The organism is Pseudovibrio sp. W64 (assembly GCF_001623145.1).
Taxonomy (GTDB): domain Bacteria; phylum Pseudomonadota; class Alphaproteobacteria; order Rhizobiales; family Stappiaceae; genus Pseudovibrio.
Window position 1 is genome coordinate 1,219,785 of the sequence record NZ_LMCI01000038.1, and the last position, 25,373, is coordinate 1,245,157.

A 25,373-nucleotide genomic window follows, 5' to 3' on the forward strand; every position below is an offset into this window, starting at 1 on the left:
TGACTGGGACTTTGCGTTGATGAAAACATACGACGAGATTGAAACGGAGACTGAAGATAAGCTTGCAAGCCGTGTCTGGTTTCACCTGATGCGGGCCCACCGCTATCTTTACCCACGCTTTGAGCGCAGTTTGCGAACGCATGGCATTGATAACCCGGTCTGGTATGAAATTCTGCTGGAGGTTGAACGTGCCGGAGAGCAGGGGGCAAAGGCCTCTGACTTGCAAGACCATCTGCATATGGCGCAGTTCAGCATGTCACGCCACATCGCCCGTATGGAAAAGAAGGGGCTGATTGAGCGTCGTCCAGATAAAGAGGACGGACGCGCCCAGCTGATCTTCCTGACACCTCAAGCGGCCCATGCCCACGAGGAAATTTGGCCGCATTATTTCAAGATCATCCAGCAGGAAGTCGGAGAACGTCTCACCAAGAAAGAGGCGTTTGAGCTTTTCAAACTGCTGACCAAGCTCTACGAATAAAAAAGGGCCGCTAAACAGCGACCCTCACGTTTCCTAGAACCGGTAGTTTGCCGTAAGGCTAAAGGAACGGCCCGGTTCCTTCAGGGTGCCAATAACGTTGTAATCGCCCCCATAGGTTCCCCGGTCTGAGTAGTCCTCATCAAAAATGTTGTTCGCTTCAACACGAAGTTTCAAACCATTAATCTGCTCTGGTTCATATTCCGCAAACAGCCCGACAACTGCATAGCCTTCCAGTGTTCGATCTGAATCTCCAGATCCGGTGCTATAGTCAAATGCTCCTTGCACATCTCCGCCGATTATCAGACCGTAGTCTTCCAATTCATGAGAAACGTTGAAAGCAATGACTTGTCCCAGTGGGGCAGCAAAGTCCTGAGCAACATAGGAATCGGCGGCATCACCATCAACTTCCACACGCGTGTTGGAATAGGTGATTTTTGCCGAACCTGAGGTCCACTTGTAGCCCGCAGCCAAGTTGAAGCCTTCGGTAAGAACATCCACATTTGCGTCACGCGAGCGAGCATCGCTAATGTCAGTTCTGAAGATTTCACCGGAGAGCAAAAAGCCGGAACGTTCAAACTCGAGCCCAGCAGTCACGTTGTGAGAACGAGATGACTTGATATCGGAGTAATCCCATGAGGAGCTGAAGGTATAATTGTCCTCAAGCGCAATCCCACCAAAAACAGTAGCATAACCGGCTTTAAGTTTGAGGCCTTCCAAGACCTCATAGGATGCCGAGCTGTTGCCACTCAGACCAGTGACAGAAGTATCGAAATCTCCAAGACCTTCAAAGCGCTGATGATCAAGGCGTAAGCCCGCGGACAGTTTCAACGTTGACGATGGTGTCCAACGTACCTGTCCAAAACCGCCGAAGTTATGAGCAACCTCTTCCAAATCAGAGGATGGGTCATCGTAGTTTGCGGTCTTCCTGTAAAAATCAAATCCGGTAGTGAAGCCAATATTCTCAGTTAACCGGAAAGTGTTTGCAACTTTGCCGTTCAAGGTATTGGAAGTCCCGTTACTTCCATATGGCACAGGCACGTCAATATTGTTTTCGCTGAAGCCGAGCACCACTTCAGGATCAAAAAGATCTGTTGGCTCGAGGTGCTCATAGCGGAATGAGAAGCTCTTTCGCAGGGTATCATACAGCCGCGTTGTATCATTTGGTTTTGAGGTCAATGAACCAATGTTAGCACGATAAGGCCGCTCTTCTTTATCCTTCAGCATCATGCCCGAAACCTCAAAGCGATGTCCGGTCTCAGATGTGTAACCCGCTTTGAGTAGGCCGGTCTGCAAGTTTGCTCCGGTTCCCGGGATTTCCCAATCGCCGCCAGAGGTGTAGTCCTGCCCCTTGGCGTTTTTGGTGAAGGCCAGAATATCAAAGCCATTATGCTCGGCAAAACCAGTCAGAGCTTGGGAGAATGTATTGCCGTTTGTATCAAAGCTCAGTGTTGCTTTGCCGCCCATGGTCTCGCCATCTTCCAGCAGGTCCAGAGCATCAATCAGCTGAAAGGCGATCGAACCGCCCAGAGCGTTCGGGCCGGAATCAGCTGCTGCAACACCCGCATCCACACGCACCGCACGCAACAATGCTGGATCAATGGCATTGGCTGTTACATGGTGGAACGCACGGTTGTTCTGCATCGCGCCTTCAATAGTCATGTTCAGGTTGAGAGCATCCACACCATTGACGAAGATTTTCTGGGCAATTGGGATGCCGCCACCAACCGTTACTGAGGCATCTTCAGCAAACACATCACGAAGATCACCCATCTCAGCGGCTTCAATCGCTTGAGTTGAAACGTAGATTGAGGTGTTTCTGTCAGCAGCCACTGCAAAGCGGTCATTGTTGAAACTATAAACAACAACAGGGTCCAGCTCCTCGCTGGCATCCATACTATCCTGCGCTGCAGCCCCGGTAGAAAAATAAGCTCCGTTTAAAACACAAACGGAAACAAGCAAGCGCCACCGAAGTTTCTTCATTAGGATCCCCACCCACATATTGGCCGTATTACCTACGGCGAATCAAATATGAGATAATTACTCATGTTTATGTGCGAGGGTATATGAGAGTGTAATTATAGATGCAAGTGCATCTATATACATAAACGTGTGCGACACGATCAATGAATTGAAATCACCATAAAATGCAATGCGTTATGTGATTTTTATCAAAATCTGATCTGTGTGTATCTGCTGAATTTGACAGGAAGTGTTCAAAGATCACCGGGCGCAAAACAAAAAAAGCCCCCGCTAAAAGCATAGCGGGGGCTTTACAATAACAAGAGATTTAAGCTTGGCGCTGGCCCATCTGATCATCAAGTGTCAGCAGGTGCCAACGGTCATCACCAGCAGCTTTCACTTGGTCCAGAACACGGCGGAACAGGTCTTCTTCTTCAATCTGCTCTTCCAGGAACCAGTGCAGCATGTTCTGCGTCCCATATTCCTTTTCATCATGGGCGAGATCAAACAAAGCATGGATTTGTGACGTGACCTTCACTTCCATCTTCATGGCCAGTTCAATAGCTTCCTGTGCTGAATCAAATTCAACAGTAGGAGCAGATATGCCTTCCAGAGTAACGCGGGAGTCCCGCTTCACGATGAAGTCATAAATACGCATTGCATGGTCAGTCTCTTCTTTTGAATGAAGACGGAACCACTTTGCAAAACCTGGCAGCTCAATGGAATCAAAGTAGGCAGCCACAGCGAGATAAACGTAAGAGGCACTCAGCTCAGCATTGATTTGCTGGTTAAGAGCTTCTGCGACTTTGGTGTTGAGCTTCATCGGATTCTCCAATCAGTAATTTTGTGGAGACAGATTTGAAGAGCTACAAACTATTCGCTTTGACCAAAGTCAATTTGAGAATAATTATCTTAGCAATTGCAAGTGATTAGCAGTTTCACAAATGACCATTTTGCGAGCTAAGATGCTATGTTCGCCAGGTCTTTGGTGCCGATCCGTAGATCCGCTTAAAGGCATTGCTAAAGCTGGACGGGCTGTTATATCCCGCCATATAGGCAGCTTCAGAAACAGTAATGCCACCTTTGTTGATGGCTTGTCGTGCCTTCTCCAAACGCTGTTTACGAATGAAATCAGAGACAGTCAGATTGTACTTTTCCTTGAAGTGGCGCTGAATGCTTCGTTTGCTAAGGCCTGTTTCTTTAGAGATCCGCTCGATGGAAAGGTCTTCCTCCAGATGCTCCAGCAGAAATTCCCGCACCTTCAATCCTTTGATCCGTAACTGACTGTCCGCTTCCCGCTTCTCGGCCTGGACGGCCCCTTGCAAGTGAGCACAGCTCTGAGACATCAGGCTTAACGCCTCAGCTTGACGTTGAAGGCCACCGATTTCATCAGCCCCATCATTGGTCATAGCCAAAATCCGCGCAGCGCAATCTACCATGCGTTCATCCGGCTGCCAGATGAAGTAATTCAGGTGGCCATTCATAAAACTCCGCACTTCCGCAGAAAGAGCAGAGGCCTGAAACCCAATTGCACCGTACCAGTCCGGTTGAGCTGCAATGCCAACCTTGCGCAGCGAGTGCCCGGCCTCACTCGGCTTCAGGCGCAAATTGGCAGGTTTTCGCAGGTTGAACAGCAGAGCCTGAGGCTTAGGTGCTTCGCGATCCCCGGCATCCAGATCAAAATAAACATCATCAATGTAAAACTGCTGCTGACCTTCCAGATAAATGAAAATTTGGAAAATAGGGGAGAGCTCCACCAAACTTTCATTTTCATGATGGCCCATCGTCTCATCCAGGACTTTGACTCGGATCTGCTGCTCAATCTGCACAAAAAGTGCTCCCTGACTTTTCACTGGCGCGAATGGATATGTTTTTGGCGCACACGCCAATGCATTTCCAATCGACGAACGCCCCCTCATAAATATATTATGAGTTTTGAAGTCAAGTTTAAAACTTCGTATAAATGAAGTAAGTCCAGCGCGACCTTCCAGCTCACGAACATCTCGGTAAAGAGGTGCCCAAAGTGCTCGCCACACACTGCGAGCGCTCATGGTGCTGTGCTGTCGTGCGGATACGATTGGAGAATGTTTCGATGTCTAGCCGCGACGTTGATAGAGCACTTAAGAACGCCCGTTTCACGCAAAAAACGCAAATGAACGCACTAAACCTCTTATTGGTTTCAACCGCGCTGACTTGCGCATCAGCGGCGTCCGCTCAGGAGAATAAACTGCTGGATGAAGTGGTCGTCACAGCCTCAGCTTCTGAAGTGACCTACAAGAACGCGCCTGCAAGTATCTCCGTTATCATCGCAGAAGACTTGGAAAATCAGGGGGCTCGCGACGTTCGTTCCCTTCTGGAAAGTGTAGAAGGCCTCACGTTCAACAGAGCTGGTAATCAAAGCAAAGTGCAAATCCGCGGCCTGAACGAGAATTACACGTTGTTCCTGATAGACGGAAAACGCGTCACCTCCGCTCCAAACGCCTTCCGCGGAAACGACTACGATTCCGGTTGGGTTCCTCTTGAAGCCGTCGAACGTATTGAAATCGTTCGCGGTCCCATGTCCTCACTCTACGGTTCAGATGCAATTGGCGGTGTTGTCAACATCATCACCAAGAAGGAAACCGAAGAGTGGCACGGCTCACTTACCAACGAATATACCCTTCAGGAAAACCGCAAATCCGGTGATTATGGCCGTACGGGTTTCAATCTTTCAGGTCCAATCCTCAAAGACAAACTCTTCATGCGAACCTACGGCAGTTGGGATTTTCGCCGCAAAGATTCAAGCACTCTGAACCCCGACAGCGCAAGCGGGCGCGCCAATGCAGGCTTTGCCAAGAGTGATAACAAGCACGTTGATACGACTGTGACCTGGGATGTGAACCAAGAAAATTCTGTCGATTTCAACGCAGGTTACAGTAAGCGCACGCACGATAAGACAACATTGGACAGATACTCAGCGGGCATAACTCATCACGGCTCCTACGAGTTTGGTGAGACTGAGCTGCGTGTCTTTGGTGACAGTATCGACAACTCCTACGGCCACGGAAACGCCGCTGGCGATGACATGCCGAACACAGCCTATAACTTCAATGGCGATGGCAAAGTCAGCTTTGACGCAGATCTTCTGGTCCCGAACTTCATCACCGTCGGCGCGACTTACCAACATCAATCCCTCGAAGACAAGTATGTGCTTGTCGGCGAGGGCGGATCAGATAGTTCCCTCTGGCAAGCCGCAGCCTTCATTGAGGACCGCCTTGAAATCACAGAGGATTTCGAGGTCACACTCGGAGGCCGTCTGGACAAACACGAAAAATTCGGCTGGAACGCCAGCCCCCGCGTTTACGGCGTTTATCACCTCACGCAAGCCCTGACATTCAAAGGCGGCTGGTCCTCATCCTTCAAAGCCCCAACACTTCTGCAGCTGTCCCCCAATTGGAAACAGGTCTCATGCGGAGGGGATTGTTTCTTAGAAGGCGCTGAAGATTTGAACCCGGAACTGGGCAGTAGCTTTGAGGTTGGCTTCAAATATGACGAAGCAAAATGGAGTGTTGGGCTAACCAGTTTCCATAATACGATCAAAGACATGATCCAGTTTCCACCCGCCAGAACAGCTGATGTTGCGGTTGCTCAGACCTATTCCAACTATGTTGGTCTCACTGCAGATGGCAAACCGATCTTCAAGTTTGAAAACATTGAAGAAGCTCGCACAATGGGGATAGAAGCCAACCTGACCTTGCGTCCAACAGATGAGCTGACTGTCTCTGCCAACTACACCTATCTGGATGCAAAAAACACAAGCGCCAACGATGCACCGCTTGCCTTCCAGCCAGAGCATACTGCAAACGTTAAACTGGATTACAATTTCAGTGAAAAACTCAGTTTCGCGTTATCTGCCAACTACGTAGGCGAACAATACACCTCTGTTCCCGCCAACGGAGACATGGCCTTTGCCCGCAAAGTAGACGGTTACATCACAGCAGATTTCACAGGTCGCTATGACGTCAATGAGAACTTCACGTTGCGCGCTGGCGTTCTAAACATTGCGGACAATCAGATCCTGAAAACGGATTGGGATGAGTTCAATGTTGACGGTCGCCGCTACTTCATCTCAGGCACCACTCGTTTCTGATCTCTAATAATGAAGGAGCAAGGAGGTGGGCCCACGCTCACCTTCAATGCGTAGAGGTGTATCACTATGTTTTCATTTAAGAAAACGATAATCAGCTTAGTGGTTTTTATGATGTCTCAAACTGTGTCTTCAGGGTCAGCACTCGACCTTTCAAAAACGGAAAGTACGACTGAAACACGGTTTCTTCAGCAAGGCCGGGAGGAAGTCTTTGAGCTGCGGGCGGAAACCGGAGACTACATAGAACTTGGCTGGCAAGTGAATTCTGGCCGTTTTAACCTGGACAGCATCAACCGATTGACTGGTGCTCACATCCGCAGGTTTGTTTCTTCAAACGCTGGCCGTTCACCATTCTTACTCGTCGTAGAGGATGCACCAATCAATCTTAAAGTCTCTGCAATTGAAACCGGGCACTACACGCTGTCTACCATCAAGCAAGTTGGCGCTGAGCATCAGAATATCAAACAAACCGAATACCTTAGCCCGCGTATTGCCAACCTTGCAAATCACCTGAAATTAGGCAACTCAACAGATGTCTTCTGGACTGAGATTGAACAAAAAGGCACGCCGCTCATTGAAGACAACGGGAACAACAAGAGCGTCCTGACATTTCTTGCCAGAGGCGCCAGAACTGGTGTCCGCCTCCTTGGTGCCCCAACAAGCAATCATGAAGAGCTTGAGCAGCTTGCAGGCAGTGACGTCTGGTTTAAATCATTTATCGTTCCCAACACCACGCGGCTTTCTTATCAACTTGCTGTTGATGTGCCGGTGATTTCTGGCACTTGGATGGAACGCCGGAGAGCGATTCTGGCAACTCTGGCAGCAGATCCGCTCAACAAGCACCCTTGGCCAGCAAACGCAATTGATCCTTACAATCAACACTCTACGGTGCTTTTGCCAGCGGCTGAAGCAGGCCATTTTCTCAGCAATCAGACAGTCGCAAAAGGTCAGGTCACACATTCTGAGATTGAGAGCAAAGGCCTTGGGAACAAACGCGATATCTGGCTATACCGTTCCGCCGGCTATGAAGCATCAAAAGCAACCGCTCCGCTGCTCATCATGTTTGATGCAGAACACTATAAAGGCCGTATCTCGGTTCCGGACATTCTGGATAACATGGTCGCAGACGGCGCAATTCCGCCATTAGCAGCCGTATTTATATCTCATATAGATTCAAAAACACGAACTCAGGAGCTGCCTAACAACGCTCGGTTCGCTGCGTTTGTGGCGGAAGAACTATTGCCATTTGCAGAGGCAGAGTTTGGCATATCCGCGACACCAGAAAGAACCATTTTGGCAGGCTCCAGCTTTGGTGGCCTTGCGTCCAGCACCATCGCTCTGCGCTATCCGCAACACTTCGGAAATGTGCTCTCCATCTCCGGATCCTACTGGTACTCAGAGGAGAATGACGAGAATTACGTCGCGAACCTCATTGCAAATACTCCCCGTCAAGATATCCGTTTTTTCCTCAGCGCGGGGCTCTTTGAAAAGAGTGTAGGTGGCGGAGATCGCGGGATACTACAGTCCAATCAGCACCTTAGAGATGTTCTGATTGCCAGGAATTATGAGGTAAAGCTGGAAGCCTATGCCGCAGGTCACGACTTATTCTCATGGCAAACCATTCTTAGTGATGGCCTTGTTTTTTTGATCGGGAAGGGTGCTACATGACGGGTTGAAATCCCGTTTAGATGCAATTGCATAAAAATCTGAGTGTAAACTTCAGGTATTATTGGACATCCTTATTTTTTGATTTTAGATAGAAACAAAGCTCAACAGCCAGGCTCTGATGCCAAGCCATGAGACATCTATCCAACGGAGTTAGAAATGTTTCATCGTGTAACGAGATCGGTTGCCGCTTTCGCCTGCCTCGCCCTCGCAGCTTCTCCAGCCCTTTCAGATCAGGTCGAAATCAACACCGCCAATGGCAAAGCCAGCGTCGTTGTTGAGCCCAAAAATCTGATTGTGTTTGACATCGGAGCGGTCGACAACCTGAATGCACTTGGTGTTCAACCAGCAGGCGTCGTCAACAAAATGTATGTCGATTACCTTGATGGCGTTCAGTCTGAGGCAGACGTCATCGGAACTCTGTTTGAGCCCGATTTCGAGGCAATCAATGCGCTTGAGCCAGAACTGATCATCGTTGGAGGTCGTTCCAGTAAACAGGCAAAGCCATTGTCTGAACTCGCGCCAACCATCGATATGACGCCAAGTTCTTCAGAGATTTCAGCAACGTTGCTCGCGCATCTGGAAGCCTACGGAAAGGTCTTTAATAAGCAAAATGAAGCAGCGCAACTTACTAGCAATTACAACAGGTTGCTAGAGCAAGTGAAAGCTTCAGTTAAGGGCAAGGGCAAGGCGCTTTTCGTTCTCACCAACGGCCCCAAAGTCTCCGTATTCGGCCCGGGCTCACGGTTCGGCTGGTTCCATGATGAACTGAAAATTGAACCGGCAATGGCTGAGGTTGCCGTTGCATCTCATGGAGAAGCGGTGTCCTTCGAATACATTCAGAAGGCCAATCCTGACTGGCTTCTTGTGATGGATCGCGCAACAGCAATCGGCAGTGATGCTGAAAATGCCCGTCAGGTTCTGGACAATGAACTGGTAGCCAGCACGACTGCGTGGAAGAAGGGGCAGGTGATCTATCTTGATCCGGCTGCAACTTACATTGCCCAAGGTGGCTATCAGGCAACCACACGCATCTTCAAACAGCTGATTGAAGCCTTCAATAAACAATAGTTCTCGCCAAGAGCTGGGCACGTGCTGCTCAGCTCTAGCCATTTCCTTGGTGTCCCATGAAAAACATCGGCGTTGCTATCGTCGCTCTGTTCGCGCTTTCCTGCTTCAGCTTATTCGTTGGTGTCAAAGAGATCTCCATCTCTGACTGGTGGCAAACCCCTCAGAACATTGACCTCTTTTTTATCAGTAGAATCCCGCGCACATTGGCAGTTGTTTTGACAGGTGCATCCCTTGCTGTTTCAGGTGCTGTCATGCAAATGCTCGCCCGAAACAGCTTTGTGGAGCCTTCCAGCGTTGGCACAGCCCAAAGTGCAGCACTGGGTATTTTGCTTGTGACACTGCTTTATCCGGGTAGCCCATTGATTGTGAAGATGATTGTCGCGTCCATAACAGCGATGATCGGTATGGCTGTCTTCCTGGCTATGATCTCCAAATTGCCCGTAACATCTCCATTGCTCGTGCCACTCGTTGGTTTGATCTTCAGCGGCATCGTGGAAGCCTTGACCATCTTCATCGCTTTTCAAACAGAAATGCTGCAGTTTCAGGGAACATGGATGAGCGGAGAGTTCTCCGGCATCTTACGTGGCCGCTATGAGCTCTTGTGGCTTTGTGGCGTACTGGCAATCCTCACCTATGTTGTGGCTGATCAGTTCACCATCATTGGCATGGGCAAAGATGCCAGCATCAATCTGGGCCTCAATTACAAGCAAGTCGTGATTGTCGGCCTGTTTATATTGGCACTTTCAACGTCTTTGGTTGTTGTCACAGTGGGCATGATCCCGTTTGTAGGTCTGGTCGTGCCAAATATAGCCCGCAGATTGATGGGGGATAACCTGCGGGCCAGCTTGCCGTGGGTCGCAGTGCTCGGCGCGCTTCTGGTGCTTGTATGCGATCTTATCGGGCGTCTGGTTCATTTCCCCTATGAGATACCCGTTGGTACGGTACTCGGCGTCATCGGATCTTTCGTTTTCCTCTATCTGTTGTATGCGAGACCAGCTCATGCACGCTAAAAAGCTCATTATCCTGAGCGTTTTGCTGGCACTTGCTTGCATTGCTTTCATGACTCTTGGCGCTAAAGGCAGCTGGAGTTTCCTGCTTGTTTTCCGGGGGACAAAACTACTCGCACTTTTGCTGGTGTCAGTCTCAATTTCTGTTGCAACACTTCTGTTCCAAACCATCAGCGGGAACCGCATCTTAACGCCCTCCATCATGGGCTTTGATGCCTTGTACCTGCTGGTTCAAACGCTGCTGGTGTTTATGCTCGGAGGGTTCACCTACGTCGCTCTTGATGGACAAATCAAGTTTCTCGCAGAAGTAGGTGTTATGTTGCTTGCAGCCGTATTGCTCTTCTCAACAGTGATGGGAAAAGGCAGGCAGGACCTTCATCGTATGGTTCTGGTGGGTATCATTTTCGGGGTATTGTTTCGAAGTCTGACAGGCTTCTTGCAAAGGATTATAGATCCAAACGACTTCGCCATTTTGCAAGGTGCAAGTTTCGCTCAATTTTCCAGCGTAGACAAAGACCTGCTCGGCCTCAGCATCCTGCTCGTTTCAGCGTGTTGCCTTATCATTTGGCGGCTTAGATACAGCCTCGATGTTATCGCACTGGGACGCAGCAATGCGATCAATTTGGGCGTAAACTATGAGAGGGCAAGCTTCGCTGTTCTGGTCCTCGTCGCCACTCTGGTTTCTGTCTCAACAGCGCTGGTCGGTCCTGTCGCTTTCTTTGGCTTATTGGTGACTAGTCTTGCCCATTTTATCATGAACACCCACCGTCACAGCATTTTGCTGCCGGCCTCTATTCTGATCGCAGCACTCATTCTCGTCAGCGGCCAGACGGTCTTTGAGCGCATTTTAAAAAGCCAGTCTACCCTGAGTGTTACCGTAGAATTCTTCGGCGGACTTCTCTTCCTGCTGCTTCTCTTTCGAGGAAAAATGAGATGATTGAAATTAATGGTGTTTCTCATAGTTACGGGAAGAGCAAAATCCTTCAAAACATCTCGCTTTCCATAAAAGAAAGCGGAATCACAGCCTTGATCGGGCCAAACGGGGCAGGGAAGTCCACGCTCTTGTCCCTCATGGCCCGCTTGCAGCCACTCCAGACAGGTTCCATCTCGTTTGATGGCAAGTCAGTGTCTCAAACACCCACCAGAGAACTCGCAAAGACCCTTGCTATCTTAAGACAAGATAATGCACTCAGCAGTCGTATGTCTCTGCGGGATCTTGTTGGATTTGGCCGCTACCCGCACCACAAAGGTCGCCCAACAGCCAAAGATCATAGAGCGGTAGATGAAGCTTTAGATTATTTTGATCTGCAAACTATGTCTGACCGGTTCATTGATGAAGTCTCTGGCGGCCAAAAACAACGAGCACTGGTCGCAATGGCATTTTGTCAGGAGACAAAGTACCTCCTACTGGATGAACCTCTTAACAATCTTGATATGTACTACGCTCGCAGCCTCATGAAGCGCCTGCGCGAGATAGCAGACACAGGCAAACGCTCCTTTGTCATCGTCCTCCACGACATCAACTACGCCGGCGCCTACGCCAACGAAATCATCGCCCTAAAAGACGGCACCCTCGCCATCCACGGAACACCGCAGGATGTCCTAGAAACAAAAGCCCTGCAGTCCCTCTACTCAATGGAAATCAAAGTAACCCAACACCAGGGACAACTCGTGGCCTTACATCATTTGTAGGCAGTACTCTTTAGGACTTAACGAATTGTTTCGGCTTTGAGAATGGTGAAATACACAGTTGGCTGGGATATGTAATGTAGTCATAAATCCATATAACATATTGATTTTTTGAATAATTATAAAACATGAATATTTAAATCATATTTGACTTTTGTCATTTGCGAAAGATGTTCTGTTTTCTATTTCTCGGATTGCAAATCATTCTCAATTGCGAGAAGGCGCCAGTTTTGCCCTGGTGATCCTATTGCATTGGAGGGGGATAGGGGAAGTTTGCTCATGTTGGGCTATCCCCTCAAAAGAGATTCCGAGTTTAAGCATGTTGAATAAAACGGCACTTCTATCATTCGTATCAGCAGTGGCAATCAGCTCTACAGCTCTTGCAGGTTCTACTGAAGTTAAAGTCGAGGTTTTAGACAAAACTTTTGATCCAGCGGGTGGTTTCCTAGCTTACACAGAGTTTGAGCTTTCTGGCGAACCTTTAGCGGAAGGTCTGGGGCTGGATCTGGATGTTCTGGACCCAAACCTCGTCAATCAGCCAACCGCTTTTGATTACGCAGCCGGCATTGAGAGTTATGAGTACTCTGAGGAGGCTATGTATGCGGTCAATTATCAGTCCAAGATGGGCCCGCATATCGTAAACGGTCCACTAAACAAAGCACGTGGCGGTTCACTTGAAAGCCTTGGTAAGCGCGTGATTGAACTGGCCGGATCTGTTGCCTTCCCAGTGGAAGAAATTCCGCTCAATATGTACCCGATCACCTTCCCATACATCTCAGCGCTTCCTGAATTTGGTCAGGCAATTGACAGTTCTGTCGTCTCCAGCAATGAGGCGGATATTCTGACCGCTCACGGAAAATCTAAAACCGTTAAGGTCGATATTCCGGCGTATTTCCGCGATTATGCTTCGCTCTCCTGGAAAGAGGAAGGCATGGACAAGTCTTTCAATCCGGGAGCTGCGGCAGGCATCATGCTGAAGGATGTCATGTGGGCACAGGATTTCCTCGGCGGTATGCACACAATAGCAGAGGATCTGGAAGTTGAGGCTGAAAATTCTGTCATGGATCAGGATGGCGTACACGCGCTCGGGGTATCCACGGCAGATGGTTTCAACGGCGTTATTCTAACTGAAATGCTCAATGACCGTCTGATAACACTACGTGATCAGTTTGGTTATGACGGTAAGATGCTTGGCGCAAAGCTGACCGCGTCTTATGATCCTGCACAGGGCCCGATCTGGTTCCCGCGCAAGGTCGCTGTGACTGAAAAGACCGAGAACACCGTGAAAGCCATCCGGTCTTTAGAAGTCATTGACGGAGCATCCACTCTGCGTGACACATGGTTGTTGCTATGGCCACTTTCAGAGATTTATGCATATAGCGACCAACGTACTGCAAACACAAACCAGAACCCGGCTTTTATCGCCGTGTTTGACGGTGCACCATTTGCTGCAGCTGCTGACCTGAACAAAGACAATGATCTGGTGAATGACATTGCTTCTGATGATGTCTTCTCCGCTGCAAGTGTTCTCACAAACGCTACTTTCAAAAACCTTGATGCGCTGCACTTCAACAAAGAAGCGGGCACTCTGGTTGATCGTTATGATGGCAAGCAGGGCTCCAAAGTTACCACTTATGATGCAGCCTATGCTCTTCAGGCACTAAACATTTTCCAACGCTCTCAGGATGCGCTGGCAGTTGGTTATGCCTCTGCTGATGCGGGTGAAAGTCTGGAAACTGCACGCGGCAAGCGGGCGCTTGAGCTGATTAAAGCGCAAGCAGACTTTATTCTGAAGAACTTGATTGCTGAGAACGGTCTTGCGGTCGATGGGTTTGATATTGCTAAGGGGGCAAACGCGGAGCAAAGCCTTGGTACGCAGTTCGCTGTTGTCCATGGATTGACCTCGGCATTCCTTGCAACAAAGGATGAGAGCTACAAAGAAGCCGCGCGCATGCTGTTTCTGACTATTGAAGCGAAGATGTATGACAAGGCGATTGGCACCTACGCCGCTGTGCCAGGTCAACCAACTGAGCACACACCATATACCGCCGCTGCAATCAGTGCTGGACTGCGCAGTGCGATGCTTATTCTGCGCAACAGTGAAGGCGAGAATGAACCTTTGTTGGATATGGTAAGCCTGACACAGCGATATGAAAGCTGGTTCCGTACTGTCATTAATGGCCGCAATGTGAATGAAGGCATGCAGCTTGCTGAATGGCTGGGCGACAGTGGTGAGAATGTTGTTGTTGGCAGCGAAGATTTCGACACAGATGCAGATGGCGTGCCACAGATCACACATGCAGGCATAGCTATGGTGATGGCCGGTAAGGTCAAAGTGTTTGCCGCAAAATAAGTAGTTTGCCGCACTTGAAACAGCCGGGGTGTAAAACATCCCGGCTTCTTCTGCTTGTTAACCTAAGTCAAATGCGAGGCATTCGCATTTAGCTATAGAGACAACAATCATAATAATCTGACCAAGAATCGATCCGCACTCATGGATGATGCAAGCAAGAATAGCGTACCAGTCAATGGACCTAAGCCAGCACAACCCAGCGCAATAGAAATGTTCTGGAAGCGTCTTGGTTACAAGAGCAAGCATGCTGAGTTTGTGCTCTACTTCCTCACGATCAGCGGATTGATGCTGTGGGATGTTGTCGGGCTTCCCTGGCAACTCATCCAACCTTCGCTTGCCATACACTTCGTCGTCTCACTAATTCTTTTTCCCTTGTTCGTTCTTCCATTCTGGCTTTCTCATCGTGATCTGATCAAGAAGAACGGTCGTCCGTTCCTGCGCAGAACGGGTCAGATGATTGAGATTGCGCTGGTACTGCTGGTTCTCAGTGGCATTTATCTCGCGTTTTTTGGCAATCGCGGCAACATGATGGGGCTGGTGGCATATTGGCTTCATTTGGTTCCAGCATTACCGGTTTCGGTATTGGTATTCCACCATGCCAAACGCTATTCGATGGTTAAAGTTGCAGCCTGGATCTTCCCATTTCTTCTGGCACTAGTGGCACTCATGGTGCCAGCCTATGCTGCCGTTGAAAGTGGCTCCCTTGTTCTCAATGATGAGGGCACAAAACTTATCTCAGCAAATTTTGATGCAGGTAGTGTCACGATTGTTGACCGCGGCTCGAACAAAGTGCTGCAAGAGATCAAGATTGGTGGAGAGGCACGCCGCATCGCATTGGATGAAAACCAGAATATCCTAGGTGTAACGGACTACACGGGTGACCGCGTGGTTTTCATTGATCTGAACACAAACAAAGTTCTCTCTGAGTTCAAGACTAACTATCGTCCATTTGGCATTATCTATGACAAGATCAACAACCTGTTCTGGGTTTCATTGTTTGAAGCGCACAAGATCATTGCAGTTAATCCGAGACAAGGCATCACTCAGGAAATCGACAGCGAAGAAACCCCGCGTGGTCTTGCTTTGCTCAGTGATGGTCGTCTGATCGTAACGCATGCCATGGTTGGCAAGGTCTCCATTTGGGATACCTCAGGGGCTAAGCTTACATTTCTGAAGATGATCAGTTTGGCTGAAACTCAGGACAACGACGAAACTGTTTCGCAGGGTGTCCCGCGCATTCTGGATGATATTGCAGTAAGCCCAGATGAGAGCGAGGCCTGGTTGCCACACGTTCTTTGGAACTTTGATCATCCTTTCCAGTTTCAATCCACCGTGTTTCCGAGTGTCTCATTGTTGAGGCTTGAACAAGGGCAAGAGAAAGAAGTTGCTGAGCGCCGCAAGCACCTCTTCAAGCAAATCAATATTATCGATACCAACAATCGCACTCGCATTGTTTCAAACCCTCATGATGCAGAATTCTCCGAGGACGGTAAAAAAGTTTACGTTACATTGGCTGGAAGCGAAGACTTGATGGTCTTTGATCTGACTCGCAGAACAGCCCTGACCAGCAAGAAGAAGCGCCGAGCGCGCCGCAAGGGCAAACTGAACCAAGGTGGGGCAAAGGTCATGCAGATCTTTCGCCACATTCCGGGCAACAATCCGCGTGGGTTGGTCGTTTCCGGGCAGGACATCTTCGTGCAAAACGCAATGACACTTGATTTCGTAGCGCTGAAGAGAGGTGGGGACGGCCCGTTTGCGCGCGTGACTCTGAGTGGGCAAGCTCCAGCTCCACTAGTGCAGAGCGATCCGGTTGAGGCCAAGCTACGCCGAGGTAAAACCCTTTTCAACAGCGGCAACAAGGATGATTCCAAACTAACGCCGACCACTGGTGACTTTTGGATGAGCTGTCAGAGTTGCCACGTGGATGGCTTCAACTTCACCAATGGCTATCTTTACCGATCCACACCAACCAAGAAGTTTGACCGTGCCACAATTGGCCACGACAATTTAAACAATATGATCTCCGGTAACTTCATTGGTGACTACTTGCGCATCATGCAGAAGACGCAAGGTGGTATGGGCCATGATGACCGTGATGGAGCCTTGCAGATTAATCCGGATGAACCGTCAGAACCGGTCAAACGCGATATGGAGGCTCTGCAAGCTTTCATCACATCACGTGGAAACCTACCGCTGAATGCAAGTTGGATACGCCTTGATGATGATCGTAAGGTTCTACATGAGAAGGATTGGGTGAACTCAGCCGCCTGTGCGTCCTGCCATTCTGACATGTTTGAGCAATGGGCAGATTCAAACCATCGTCTGATGGGAGAATCTAACCCATACTTCATGGTCGTGAAGTCCGTTGCAGAACAGACGGAAGGTAAGGACTTCGGCAAATGGTGCCTTGGCTGTCATGAGCCGCAAGAACAGTTCACCGAGCCAAAGGCGGTTCCGCAAGAAGGACATATGTTTGAGAAAGGCGGCGCCAGTCTCTTTGAAGCCCTTGAGACGGGCGTACCGGATTCAGATGAAGGCACGGGCTGCTTATTCTGCCATCGTATCACTCGTATTGAAGCAGCCATGGGGCAGACAGCAGGTACCAACGCCAGCTTTACCGTCAATGTGAAAGATAGAGAAAAGTATATCTTTGAAGACAACGACAATGCACTGCTGCACTGGGTGGGTAACCGTCAGATCAACGCCAAGCCCGAAGTGCATGCAAAGTCGTACTCTCAGCCATTTTACAAGGATTCTGCTTTGTGTAGCACCTGCCATAATGAGGTGGCTCCAGGTACAGGTAGTGTCATCGTGAACACCTACGGTGAGTGGAAAAAATCCTCCTACAACAATCCAGCAGATCCCTCCAAGAACCGCACTTGTATCAGCTGTCACATGATGGCTGACGTGCGAAAGATCGGTGAGAATGTCCCGGGCATTTCTACAGATGGAGGCAAGGTGAAAGAGAATGTGGTGACACACCAGTTCACGGGTGCCAATCACCATCTTGTCGGCCTGCGCAATAAGAAGCTCTCAGACATGAGCATTGAGCTTTTGCGAACTGCTGCTGAGTTGGAAAGCTACATCGACGAAAACGGAAAACTGATCGTTCGTGTCAAAAATGTTGGAGCAGGGCATGCCTTGCCAACCGGCGTTGCTGACTTCCGTCAGCTTTGGCTGGATGTGACCGTAAAAGACGCAAGTGGCAAGGTTATCCTGGAAGATGGCAAGATGGATGATAAGGGCGTCGTACCAACCGATGCTCGTATGTTCCAAAAGGTCTTTGGCGACAAGGATGGTAAGCCTGTCGGCCTGCTCTTCTGGCGTTATGAAAAAATGCTGAAAGATACCAAGATCCCAGCGAATGGTTATCGGGATGAAGCCTTTGCATTGCCAAAGGAAGTTACTTATCCGCTCAGCGTTGATGTGAAGATGATGTTCCGCATCTATCCGCAGTGGGTGACCGATGCAGTACTCCAATCCTACCCAGATCTACCAAATCCAGAAGCTGTTGTTATGGCTGAACTTACTCAAACACTGGAGCGGCCATAATGTTTGCCAGTTTTCTGATCACATTTCGCGAAGGGCTGGAAGCCTTTCTGTTGGTTGGCATCATCCTGTCTTACATGCACAAACTTGGCGTGCGGCATTTCAACAAATACGTCTATCTTGGTGTTGTACTTGGGTTGATCGTATCACTGGCATTGGCCTTTGTTTTCCAGGTGGTGATTGACCAATTTTCCAACCAACACTATCAGCACCTGCTTATGATCTTCATTCTGCTCTTTGCAACGCTGGTACTGAGCTACATGGCGATCTGGATGCACAAGCAGGCCAAGGCGCAGGTCGACAATGTCAAAAAGAAGCTGGAGTTCCACATCTCCTCGGGCAACCTGTGGGGTATGGTGTTCCTTGCATTCATTGCGGTATTGCGAGAAGGGTTTGAGACCGTACTGTTTTTCTCTGCTCTCATGTATTCAGGGCAGGGCGTGACATTGGAGAATGGTCTGATTGGGGCAACTATCGGTCTTGTTGCATCCACCCTGCTGGTGTGGATCATGATGCGCGGTACCCGAGAAGTTCCGATTGCTCCATTCTTTAAGTACACCAGCTTGCTGATCATTATCATCGCAGCCGGATTGTTCTCCTCTGCCATCAATATGCTGCAGGCGATTGATGTTGTTCCGATTTTGATGGAGCAGATCTTCAACATCTCGTTTATTTTGGATGATCAGGGCACCTTTGGCACTTTCATGCGGGCGCTGTTTGGTTACAACGCGTCGCCAACGCTGATGCAGTTTACGAGCTGGGTACTTTATCTTGGACTATTCCTGAGTTTCTGGAGCCGCGGCTATGCTCAAAAAGCCTGAACATGTTTTGGTGTTGGGGGCGGGGCCTGCTGGTCTGACAGCAGCAATCCGCTTGCTGGAAGCTGGTATTCAGGTCACCGTGCTTGAAAAGGCTTCAAAAGAGGGGGGCCAAAGCGGTACAACAACGTTTGAAGGTCGCCATGGGACCTATCGCTTTGACTACGGCGGCCACCGCTTTATCACTCACAACGCGCAATTGCTAAAACTGGTTGAAGAGCTGGTTGGCGATGACCTGTTGACCAGCCAACGCAAAAGCGTCATTCGCTTTCAGGATCGTACCTACGATTATCCATTAGCCATGGGCAACATCCTGAAAACGGCGCCAGCCTCATTATTGGTTGGTGCGGTAAAAGATTTGGCACTTCTGCCATTCGGTAAGCCCAATGACGATAACTTCGCAACTTGGATTACCAGTCGGTTTGGAAAGACGCTCTACAAAAATTTCTTTGAAGGATACACAGCTAAACTCTGGGGTATTGATCCGGTCAACCTATCCGCAGACTGGGCTGGTCAGCGCATAAGTCTGTTGGACTTGAAAGATGTTGCCAAACGCCTTTTGCCAATCGGGAGCGACACTCCGCGCACTTACGCCAGAAACTATCGCTACCCTAAGCATGGATTTGGTACCATTTTTGAGCGCATGGCCCAAAAGGTTGAAGCGCTTGGGGGCGAGATTGTCTTTGATGCAGCTGTCGATGGTTTTGACTTCGCGGCAAATAGAATTAGTGCCGTGAAAGCAGGGGGCTCTTCCTACCCGGCAGATGCTGTGCTCTCTACGCTCTCTTTGCCTTACATGGTGAACATGACAGGTGGCGAGAGTGCGTTAGCATTCAGAGGATTGCGGTTCTTTAATATGCCTCTTGAAATGGACAACCTCTCAGAGTGCACATGGCAGTATCTGTCAGATCCCGACATAATAGCAACGCGATTGCAGGAGCCAAAACGACGCTCACCGTTCATGGCTCCCAAGGGGCACACCTCTGCAATGTTAGAGATCCCATGCGACTCGGGGAGCGAACTGTGGGAGATGGACAACCAGCAGATGTTTGCTCAAGCGTGTGGTGTCTTGAATAAGCTTGGCATCAATAGCGCAGCAGCCACAGGTGAATACTTCTCTACTTATCAGCGGCAGGCCTATCCGCTGATGACAGTGGGATATGAGAAGAACCGTGCTAACGCAATTGCCCATCTCAATCAGTTTGAAAATCTGATCCAGTGTGGGCGGCAAGGTACCTTCCGCTACATCTTCACAGACACCTCTATGGAGATGGGGCAGATGGCTGCTGATGCGTTGATTAGCGAAAGGGATCAGCGCTCTACCATCTATGAGCATCGTAGTGAAAGAACCGTTATTGAAACGGAAAGTGTGGCTTAGGAGACCAGTCGTGGTGAGAATATTTTATGCATTGCTTATGTCTTTGCTTATTACTGGTCAGGCGCATGCTTACTCTTATGCTGCTGCTGGCAAGGAGCCACTGATAGATGCGCGGGAAGCCATCTATAAAGCAGTAAACGCCGGAGACTTTGAAGCTGCGAAGTTAGCTGCCAACGAGATCTCCGAGGAACTTGCCTATTTGACGACTGATTATGACAGCGGGCTCACTGAAGCATTTGAAAAGGCCTTAGCCTCTCAAGATACAGCGACAATCGCAGCTGCTATCAATCGCGTTTTTGTTGCGGAGATTACTCGTCGTTTGCAAGCAGGTTCCGAAAACTTGAAAGACTATCAGACCGCTAAAGTTCTTGTTGTCAAATCAAAACGCTTCTTCGATGCCATGGCCGGGGAGTTACCAGGCAAGCGACGTCAAGCTGTAGATGAAAGCCTTCGCCAAGCACTTGAAGCCATTGGGAATCCTGGCGTGTTTGGAGTTGGTAAACGAGAGGCAGATCCTGCCGCTTACAATGCAGCTGTTGAGGACGTCTTAAAGGCGTTGGCAAACTAGTATGTTGCGACTTGGCTGGGGCGCAGCTCTCTTTTGCTACGTGACTTTATCTACTTGGTTGCTTCGCCACACACCAAGCATCCCAAGTGATGATGCCTATTTCTTTGTTAATGGCACAATTCGCTTCAGTGTGCTTGAGTTCAGACCGCATTTTCCGGGGTATCCGGGATTTATAGTGCTGAGCAAACTGCTTGTTTTGATGGGCTTGAGTGCGAAGCAAGCAGTCTTCTACCTGAGCCTATTTTCTGCACTGTCTTTACCTCCTCTTGCAGCATGGACTACCCAAGCCTGGGGAGCATCTCATAGAGGTGTGCTGCTGGCCTTTTTCGCAGTTTTGACGCAGCCTTTCCTTCCGCTTGTCGCATTAAGTATGATGAGTGATGCAACAGGTATTGCATTCTTTCTTGCAGCCTTGGCTTTTATGGGTAGAGGCAAACCCATCAGGGCAGGGTGCTTTGCAGGGTTTGCCCTAGCCTGCCGGCCATCTTTCATTGTTCCAGTTGCTCTGGCCTTAATCACTGAGTGGTATTTGAAAAAAGAGGCTCGCACAAAACTCTTTATCGCAAGTGCCGGCACGCTGCTCGTGTTCTTCGGAGGAGTATTCCTGCTGGAAGGCGAGGCTTACCTGATTGAAGCGCTGCGGTTCACCGAAGGTCATTTCACCGTCTGGGGTAACACGTCGTTTGAGCCAACCTTCGAACGTGAAGGCTGGTTGGATGCCTTTGAAAAAGAACCCATAACTCTTACAAGCTTGCTCTCTCTTCTCCTCATAGCTGCCCTTGCTTTCCTAACCCGCCCCAAGCTCACCCCCTTGCTGATAGCAGCAGCTGCTGCCGTACTCTGGACACTACTTGCCCAAAACCCCGAAAACCTCCGCCACGTGCTCCTACCTGCAATTCTGTTGGTGATTTGGTTGGTGTATTCTTCTGGCAAGTGGGCAAAACCTGCTTTGGTTCTTGTCATCGTTTTGCAGCTTGGCATCTGGCCGCAATTTCTAATAAAACCTGTAATCAACTCACCTCTCAAGCAAGCCGCAGACTTTCTAGGACAACAACCAACCGGAACTCTCGTTACAAATAGAGGCGTTTTCTATCTTAGGGCCTCATTGCCACAACATAAGATTCATGATGCATTCTTTTCTGACAGTGTGGAAGCTGGTTTGCAAAGCCAAAGGCATAGACCAATCTGGAAATTGGTCGGGTCTAAGGCTATGAGCAATGTGTGGTGCAACTCAGAAACGATGTTTGCGGCAAGAGTGCCCGGTGAGAAAGTTTTTAGTTTACAAACGCAGTGCCGTTGATGTCGCATGAACTTTCGAAAGCAGCTCTAGTACGTATCTGTCGACATGATTGGTGACGTCAGTCAGATCTTCTCCAGAATCAATTGGAAGATATGGCTTGGAACAAGCAAGGTCAGAACTTGTTTTCAAATGCTCACATAGTGCTGACACGATGCCTAAATGCAAAAGCTCCCAAATGGGAGCTTTGTTTAACCTCTTTATATACCATGAGGTTAAATGGTGAGCCCACACGGGCTCAAACCGTGGACCTACGGATTAAGAAGCGCTTCAGAGGGATGCGCTCTTTTGCGTTGAAGATCGATTCATTACTATGAATCAAAGAGTTGTCGAAAAATATTTGCGCCTGCCTACCTTGCTTTTCACGCTCAATCTCATACATTTGCTTACATAGTGCTGACACAGAACGGTAAGCAGATAGGTTTTGACCGATAACGATTTAGATTCTGTTTTACACAGGTCCTAAAAGAAAACCTTAAAGGTCGTCAGAAACAGCGACAATCGGGAACGTACTTCAACTGATATTTTTGTATGTTTGGTGGCTCCTGTCAGGAGCCGTCAGCGGGAGAGGTTTGTCTATGCCGAACATAACGAAGCGAACGGTGGATGCGGTAAGGCCGACAAGCAAAAAGCAAATCTTCTAGGACAGCAAACTCAAAGGCTTTGACCTTCAAGTGATGCAGAGCGGTGCAAAAACACTCCTTGTGCAATATCGCACAGATGAAGGCCGCTCTCGTCGTATGAGTCTTGGCAGATATGGTGAGCTAACACCGGATCAAGCCAGGGACTTGGCGACCGACGTGCTAGCAACGGTCCGTAACGGAGATGATCCTCTCTTAAAGCGGGAGAACAAACGAGCTGCTCCCACAGTGAATGTGCTTCTTGATGTTTACATGAGCAAACATGTGCGGGTTCAAAACAAACCCAAGACAATGAGCGTCTCCTTAAACGGTGTGTTCGCTCACGATTGGGATACATGAAACTCAGCTCTGTCAGACAACAAGATATTGCAAAGCTGAATCACTCGTTGAGAGCAACACCACGTCAAGCCAATCAAGTTCTGGCGGTCTTATCAAAGGCGTTCAATCTTGCTGAAGTATGGGGCCTAAGGCCAGAGCACGGCAACCCGGTTCGGTTGGTCAAGACTTGGTGCGACCTCTTGTCTGTCATGAGAGCGTGTGGCATGCTCCAACGCCTGAAAATTTATAAAGCGAACTTTTGTCGCGACACGCTTGCAAAAGGATATCAAGATTATCGCCATTCCCGTCTAAAGCCCGCTCCAAATAGTCTCAGAGCTAAGCACTATTCCCCGCGCCGACAGAAGATCTTCAACATCGCGCTGACTTATGGCGAACCGATGATAGACCCAAACTGCTTAGCGAATGATACTGCGTGGGAAACGATAGCCTTTGAGACGAGGAAAAGTGTCAAAATCGAGCATAGTTATCAACTACCCGAGGCAGTTAGAAGCAAAAAGTTGGCAGTGCCTAGCATGAATCTGAAGGGTAAGCTTCGGCATTCATCAAGCTCACCACCTAACGGCCTTGCACTTTTGAGTGTTCTTCAGGTTAAGCGTCTTTGTTGGGTTTGGAACTACAACGTATGACCGCCATCAACAGGTTCCAACAGTTCGATCATGTTTCCAAATGGGTCATGGACCTTCTTGCGGTAATGACCGAAGAGGATTGTGTCATCCGTTACCGTGACAGACGCTGCCCATAGCTTCTTCGCCAAAGCTGCGAGATCATCGACAACAAGTTGCAATTTGCAACTCACGTCCACTTACACTCTACTACGATTCAGTACTATGATTCAATGAGTTGTAGAAAATTATTTGCTCCTGCCTGCCTTGCATTTCGCTGCGAAACTCGTACATTTGCTTACAATATGCTGACAAGAAACGGTAGGCATAGCGCAAGCGATCTGTAAGGGGATGAGGCCGTGTTTTGCACAGGGCCATTAGAGAAGCCCAAAAGGTCGTCACAAGCTGTCAGGCCGTCAGAAACAGCAGCATTCGGGGAATACTTTTAACTTCTATTTTCGCATGTGGGGCGGCTCTTGTCATGGGCCGTCAGCGGGAGAGTTTTGTCTGATGCCCAATGTCACGAAACGGACGGTCGATGCAGCCAAGCCAACAGCGAAGAAGTACTTCGTCTGGGACGGTAAGCTCTCAGGATTTGGGCTGCAGGTGGCGCCAACCGGGCGTAAAACCTTCATTGTCCAATATCGCACACTAGAAGGGCGCTCCCGCCGTCTGACACTCGGGAAATACGGAGAGCTGACACCAGATCAGGCACGAGGACTGGCAGTCGATGTTCTGGCCAAGGTGCGGAATGGGGAAGACCCAACCGTTAACCGCAAGATCATCCGCAATGCACCGACGGTTGACGATTTACTGGATATGTATCTGAGTGAACATGTGGAGGTGCACAACAAGCCAAAGTCTCTTATCGAGATACGGCGTATTCTTGAACGGTGTGTGCGTAAGCCTTTAGGCAAAGCGAAACTAGCCTCTGTTACACGGCAGGATATCTCCAAGCTTCATCGTTCTATGCGTAGGACACCACGACAAGCCAACCATGTGTTGGCGATCATCTCTAAAGCGTTCAATCTGGCTGAAGTGTGGGGTTTGAGACCTGAGCACAGCAACCCGGTGAGATTGGTGATGAGTTACAGCGCTTGGGTAAGACGCTGGAGCTTGCAGAGAAAGAGGGGCTTCCATGGATCATCAAGGCTAGCCCAGAGAACCGCAAGCACTTGTGCCACGATATTGAAAAGCGCCGGACACCTGTGAACCCCATGGCGCTTTTTTGTCTCAAATTGCTGCTCTATACGGGGGCACGGCTAATGGAGATCGCTTCTCTTGAATGGAAGCATGTAGACTTTGAAGAAGGGGCTATTGCCTTGCCTTCAAAGAAAGGGGATGGCCGCAAGCCTCATCCGGTCAGTGGGAATGTGCTCGACATCCTCTCCGATATACCGCGCTTGGATGGCTCGCCTTATGTGCTTGCCCGCATCAATGATCCCACTCGGCATATTACCAAGGAGCTGGTGGAGAACGCATGGCAACGCGTGCGCCATCATGCCGACATCCCAGATGTGCGCATCCACGATCTGCGCCATACGGTTGGCACCTTCGCCGCGCAATCGGGAAGCAACGCTTTCCTCATCAGCCACCTTCTACGCCATCGCAACGTGACCATCACCAACCGCTATGTGAACCACGATGCACATCCTATACGGGTGTTGTCAGAGACGGTTGGGGAGAGGATTGAGGCGGGGTTGAAAGGAGGGGGGTAAGAACTGACGGCATGAATGTGGAGGTATTGGCTTGAATATTCGCGAACACCGTATGTCGTAGTGTGACGGTGGATTCAACTGGTCGCGGCAACACACTGTGAGAACTTCTCAGCTG

Annotated in this window: 20 protein-coding genes and 1 pseudogene; 16 read left to right on the forward strand and 5 right to left on the reverse strand. The window is 49.4% G+C overall.

Going from position 1 to position 25,373, the window contains the following annotated elements; translation table 11 throughout:
• The first annotated feature begins 19 nt into the window (after positions 1-19).
• Positions 20-478 (forward strand): MarR family winged helix-turn-helix transcriptional regulator, encoded by a 459-nt coding sequence (locus PsW64_RS21955; protein ID WP_063302242.1) that lies wholly within the window; start codon positions 20-22, stop codon positions 476-478.
• A 33-nt stretch (positions 479-511) separates the two neighbouring features.
• Here the strand turns inward: PsW64_RS21955 and PsW64_RS21960 are convergent, their stop codons facing one another.
• The 3 genes from PsW64_RS21960 to PsW64_RS21970 all read right to left on the reverse strand — a co-directional run bounded on the left by PsW64_RS21960 (position 512) and on the right by PsW64_RS21970 (position 4,266).
• The gene (locus PsW64_RS21960; protein ID WP_063304941.1) at positions 512-2,458 is read right to left on the reverse strand and encodes a TonB-dependent receptor plug domain-containing protein; all 1,947 of its coding nucleotides are present in this window, start codon (positions 2,456-2,458) and stop codon (positions 512-514) included.
• A gap of 307 nt (positions 2,459-2,765) precedes the next feature.
• Positions 2,766-3,260, reverse strand: coding sequence for a ferritin (locus PsW64_RS21965; protein ID WP_057465144.1), 495 nt, complete (start codon positions 3,258-3,260; stop codon positions 2,766-2,768).
• A gap of 145 nt (positions 3,261-3,405) precedes the next feature.
• Positions 3,406-4,266, reverse strand: coding sequence for a helix-turn-helix domain-containing protein (locus PsW64_RS21970; RefSeq protein WP_208980921.1), 861 nt, complete (start codon positions 4,264-4,266; stop codon positions 3,406-3,408).
• A 263-nt stretch (positions 4,267-4,529) separates the two neighbouring features.
• On the opposite strand from PsW64_RS21970, the gene PsW64_RS21975 reads away from it, so the two are divergent.
• The 13 genes from PsW64_RS21975 to PsW64_RS28015 all read left to right on the forward strand — a co-directional run bounded on the left by PsW64_RS21975 (position 4,530) and on the right by PsW64_RS28015 (position 22,938).
• Positions 4,530-6,566, forward strand: coding sequence for a TonB-dependent receptor domain-containing protein (locus tag PsW64_RS21975; protein WP_063304942.1), 2,037 nt, complete (start codon positions 4,530-4,532; stop codon positions 6,564-6,566).
• A 108-nt stretch (positions 6,567-6,674) separates the two neighbouring features.
• Complete coding sequence (locus PsW64_RS21980) at positions 6,675-8,231, forward strand: alpha/beta hydrolase-fold protein (RefSeq protein WP_208980922.1); 1,557 nt, start codon at positions 6,675-6,677, stop codon at positions 8,229-8,231.
• A 156-nt stretch (positions 8,232-8,387) separates the two neighbouring features.
• The gene (locus PsW64_RS21985; protein ID WP_063304944.1) at positions 8,388-9,299 is read left to right on the forward strand and encodes a siderophore ABC transporter substrate-binding protein; all 912 of its coding nucleotides are present in this window, start codon (positions 8,388-8,390) and stop codon (positions 9,297-9,299) included.
• Between the two features lie 56 nt (positions 9,300-9,355).
• The gene (locus PsW64_RS21990) at positions 9,356-10,309 is read left to right on the forward strand and encodes an ABC transporter permease (RefSeq protein WP_063304945.1); all 954 of its coding nucleotides are present in this window, start codon (positions 9,356-9,358) and stop codon (positions 10,307-10,309) included.
• Entirely contained in the window at positions 10,284-11,243 is a 960-nt protein-coding gene (locus PsW64_RS21995; RefSeq protein ID WP_063304946.1) for an iron chelate uptake ABC transporter family permease subunit, read from the forward strand. The genes PsW64_RS21990 and PsW64_RS21995 overlap by 26 nt, the downstream gene beginning before the upstream one ends.
• Positions 11,240-11,998, forward strand: a complete 759-nt coding sequence (locus tag PsW64_RS22000) for an iron ABC transporter ATP-binding protein (protein ID WP_063304947.1) — start codon at positions 11,240-11,242, stop codon at positions 11,996-11,998. Before PsW64_RS21995 ends, PsW64_RS22000 begins: the two co-directional genes overlap by 4 nt.
• A 316-nt stretch (positions 11,999-12,314) precedes the next feature.
• On the forward strand, positions 12,315-14,348 hold the full coding sequence (locus tag PsW64_RS22005; RefSeq protein WP_063304948.1) for a hypothetical protein: 2,034 nt from the start codon (positions 12,315-12,317) through the stop codon (positions 14,346-14,348).
• Positions 14,349-14,489: 141 nt separating this feature from the next.
• Complete coding sequence (locus tag PsW64_RS22010) at positions 14,490-17,900, forward strand: multiheme c-type cytochrome (RefSeq protein ID WP_082831176.1); 3,411 nt, start codon at positions 14,490-14,492, stop codon at positions 17,898-17,900.
• Positions 17,900-18,718, forward strand: coding sequence for an FTR1 family iron permease (locus PsW64_RS22015; protein WP_063304949.1), 819 nt, complete (start codon positions 17,900-17,902; stop codon positions 18,716-18,718). Before PsW64_RS22010 ends, PsW64_RS22015 begins: the two co-directional genes overlap by 1 nt.
• Positions 18,702-20,093 (forward strand): FAD-dependent oxidoreductase, encoded by a 1,392-nt coding sequence (locus PsW64_RS22020; protein WP_063304950.1) that lies wholly within the window; start codon positions 18,702-18,704, stop codon positions 20,091-20,093. Before PsW64_RS22015 ends, PsW64_RS22020 begins: the two co-directional genes overlap by 17 nt.
• Positions 20,094-20,103: 10 nt before the next feature.
• Complete coding sequence (locus tag PsW64_RS22025; RefSeq protein WP_063304951.1) at positions 20,104-20,661, forward strand: hypothetical protein; 558 nt, start codon at positions 20,104-20,106, stop codon at positions 20,659-20,661.
• A gap of 199 nt (positions 20,662-20,860) precedes the next feature.
• Positions 20,861-21,961, forward strand: a complete 1,101-nt coding sequence (locus PsW64_RS22030; protein ID WP_244277340.1) for a hypothetical protein — start codon at positions 20,861-20,863, stop codon at positions 21,959-21,961.
• 674 nt (positions 21,962-22,635) lie between these two features.
• On the forward strand, positions 22,636-22,938 hold the full coding sequence (locus tag PsW64_RS28015) for an Arm DNA-binding domain-containing protein (protein ID WP_244277342.1): 303 nt from the start codon (positions 22,636-22,638) through the stop codon (positions 22,936-22,938).
• 302 nt (positions 22,939-23,240) lie between these two features.
• Here PsW64_RS28015 and PsW64_RS28265 read toward each other — a convergent pair.
• Both PsW64_RS28265 and PsW64_RS27685 read right to left on the reverse strand, forming a co-directional pair.
• A pseudogene (locus PsW64_RS28265) lies at positions 23,241-23,399 on the reverse strand (IS6 family transposase); the annotation flags it as partial.
• 152 nt (positions 23,400-23,551) lie between these two features.
• Positions 23,552-23,722 carry a hypothetical protein gene (locus tag PsW64_RS27685; RefSeq protein WP_193757836.1) on the reverse strand — a complete coding sequence of 57 codons (171 nt, stop codon included), beginning with the start codon at positions 23,720-23,722 and terminating at the stop codon, positions 23,552-23,554.
• Positions 23,723-24,050: 328 nt separating this feature from the next.
• On the opposite strand from PsW64_RS27685, the gene PsW64_RS28020 reads away from it, so the two are divergent.
• Positions 24,051-24,752 (forward strand): Arm DNA-binding domain-containing protein, encoded by a 702-nt coding sequence (locus tag PsW64_RS28020; RefSeq protein ID WP_208980926.1) that lies wholly within the window; start codon positions 24,051-24,053, stop codon positions 24,750-24,752.
• A 53-nt stretch (positions 24,753-24,805) separates the two neighbouring features.
• On the forward strand, positions 24,806-25,258 hold the full coding sequence (locus PsW64_RS28025) for a site-specific integrase (RefSeq protein ID WP_244277326.1): 453 nt from the start codon (positions 24,806-24,808) through the stop codon (positions 25,256-25,258).
• The last annotated feature ends 115 nt before the right edge of the window (positions 25,259-25,373 follow it).

What these genes read in the sequence shown, in the direction of transcription:
- PsW64_RS21960 (WP_063304941.1), bottom strand. Translation starts at nt 2,458, where the DNA reads ATGAAGAAACTTCGGTGGCGCTTGCTTGTTTCCGTTTGTGTTTTAAAC.
- PsW64_RS22000 (WP_063304947.1), top strand. Translation starts at nt 11,240, where the DNA reads ATGATTGAAATTAATGGTGTTTCTCATAGTTACGGGAAGAGCAAAATC.
- PsW64_RS22020 (WP_063304950.1), top strand. Translation starts at nt 18,702, where the DNA reads ATGCTCAAAAAGCCTGAACATGTTTTGGTGTTGGGGGCGGGGCCTGCT.
- PsW64_RS22010 (WP_082831176.1), top strand. Translation starts at nt 14,490, where the DNA reads ATGGATGATGCAAGCAAGAATAGCGTACCAGTCAATGGACCTAAGCCA.
- PsW64_RS22030 (WP_244277340.1), top strand. Translation starts at nt 20,861, where the DNA reads ATGGGCTTGAGTGCGAAGCAAGCAGTCTTCTACCTGAGCCTATTTTCT.
- PsW64_RS28020 (WP_208980926.1), top strand. Translation starts at nt 24,051, where the DNA reads ATGCCCAATGTCACGAAACGGACGGTCGATGCAGCCAAGCCAACAGCG.
- PsW64_RS21955 (WP_063302242.1), top strand. Translation starts at nt 20, where the DNA reads ATGAAAACATACGACGAGATTGAAACGGAGACTGAAGATAAGCTTGCA.
- PsW64_RS21995 (WP_063304946.1), top strand. Translation starts at nt 10,284, where the DNA reads ATGCGAGACCAGCTCATGCACGCTAAAAAGCTCATTATCCTGAGCGTT.
- PsW64_RS21985 (WP_063304944.1), top strand. Translation starts at nt 8,388, where the DNA reads ATGTTTCATCGTGTAACGAGATCGGTTGCCGCTTTCGCCTGCCTCGCC.
- PsW64_RS22005 (WP_063304948.1), top strand. Translation starts at nt 12,315, where the DNA reads ATGTTGAATAAAACGGCACTTCTATCATTCGTATCAGCAGTGGCAATC.
- PsW64_RS28015 (WP_244277342.1), top strand. Translation starts at nt 22,636, where the DNA reads ATGCAGAGCGGTGCAAAAACACTCCTTGTGCAATATCGCACAGATGAA.
- PsW64_RS21990 (WP_063304945.1), top strand. Translation starts at nt 9,356, where the DNA reads ATGAAAAACATCGGCGTTGCTATCGTCGCTCTGTTCGCGCTTTCCTGC.
- PsW64_RS21975 (WP_063304942.1), top strand. Translation starts at nt 4,530, where the DNA reads ATGTCTAGCCGCGACGTTGATAGAGCACTTAAGAACGCCCGTTTCACG.
- PsW64_RS28025 (WP_244277326.1), top strand. Translation starts at nt 24,806, where the DNA reads ATGGAGATCGCTTCTCTTGAATGGAAGCATGTAGACTTTGAAGAAGGG.
- PsW64_RS22015 (WP_063304949.1), top strand. Translation starts at nt 17,900, where the DNA reads ATGTTTGCCAGTTTTCTGATCACATTTCGCGAAGGGCTGGAAGCCTTT.
- PsW64_RS21980 (WP_208980922.1), top strand. Translation starts at nt 6,675, where the DNA reads ATGATGTCTCAAACTGTGTCTTCAGGGTCAGCACTCGACCTTTCAAAA.
- PsW64_RS21965 (WP_057465144.1), bottom strand. Translation starts at nt 3,260, where the DNA reads ATGAAGCTCAACACCAAAGTCGCAGAAGCTCTTAACCAGCAAATCAAT.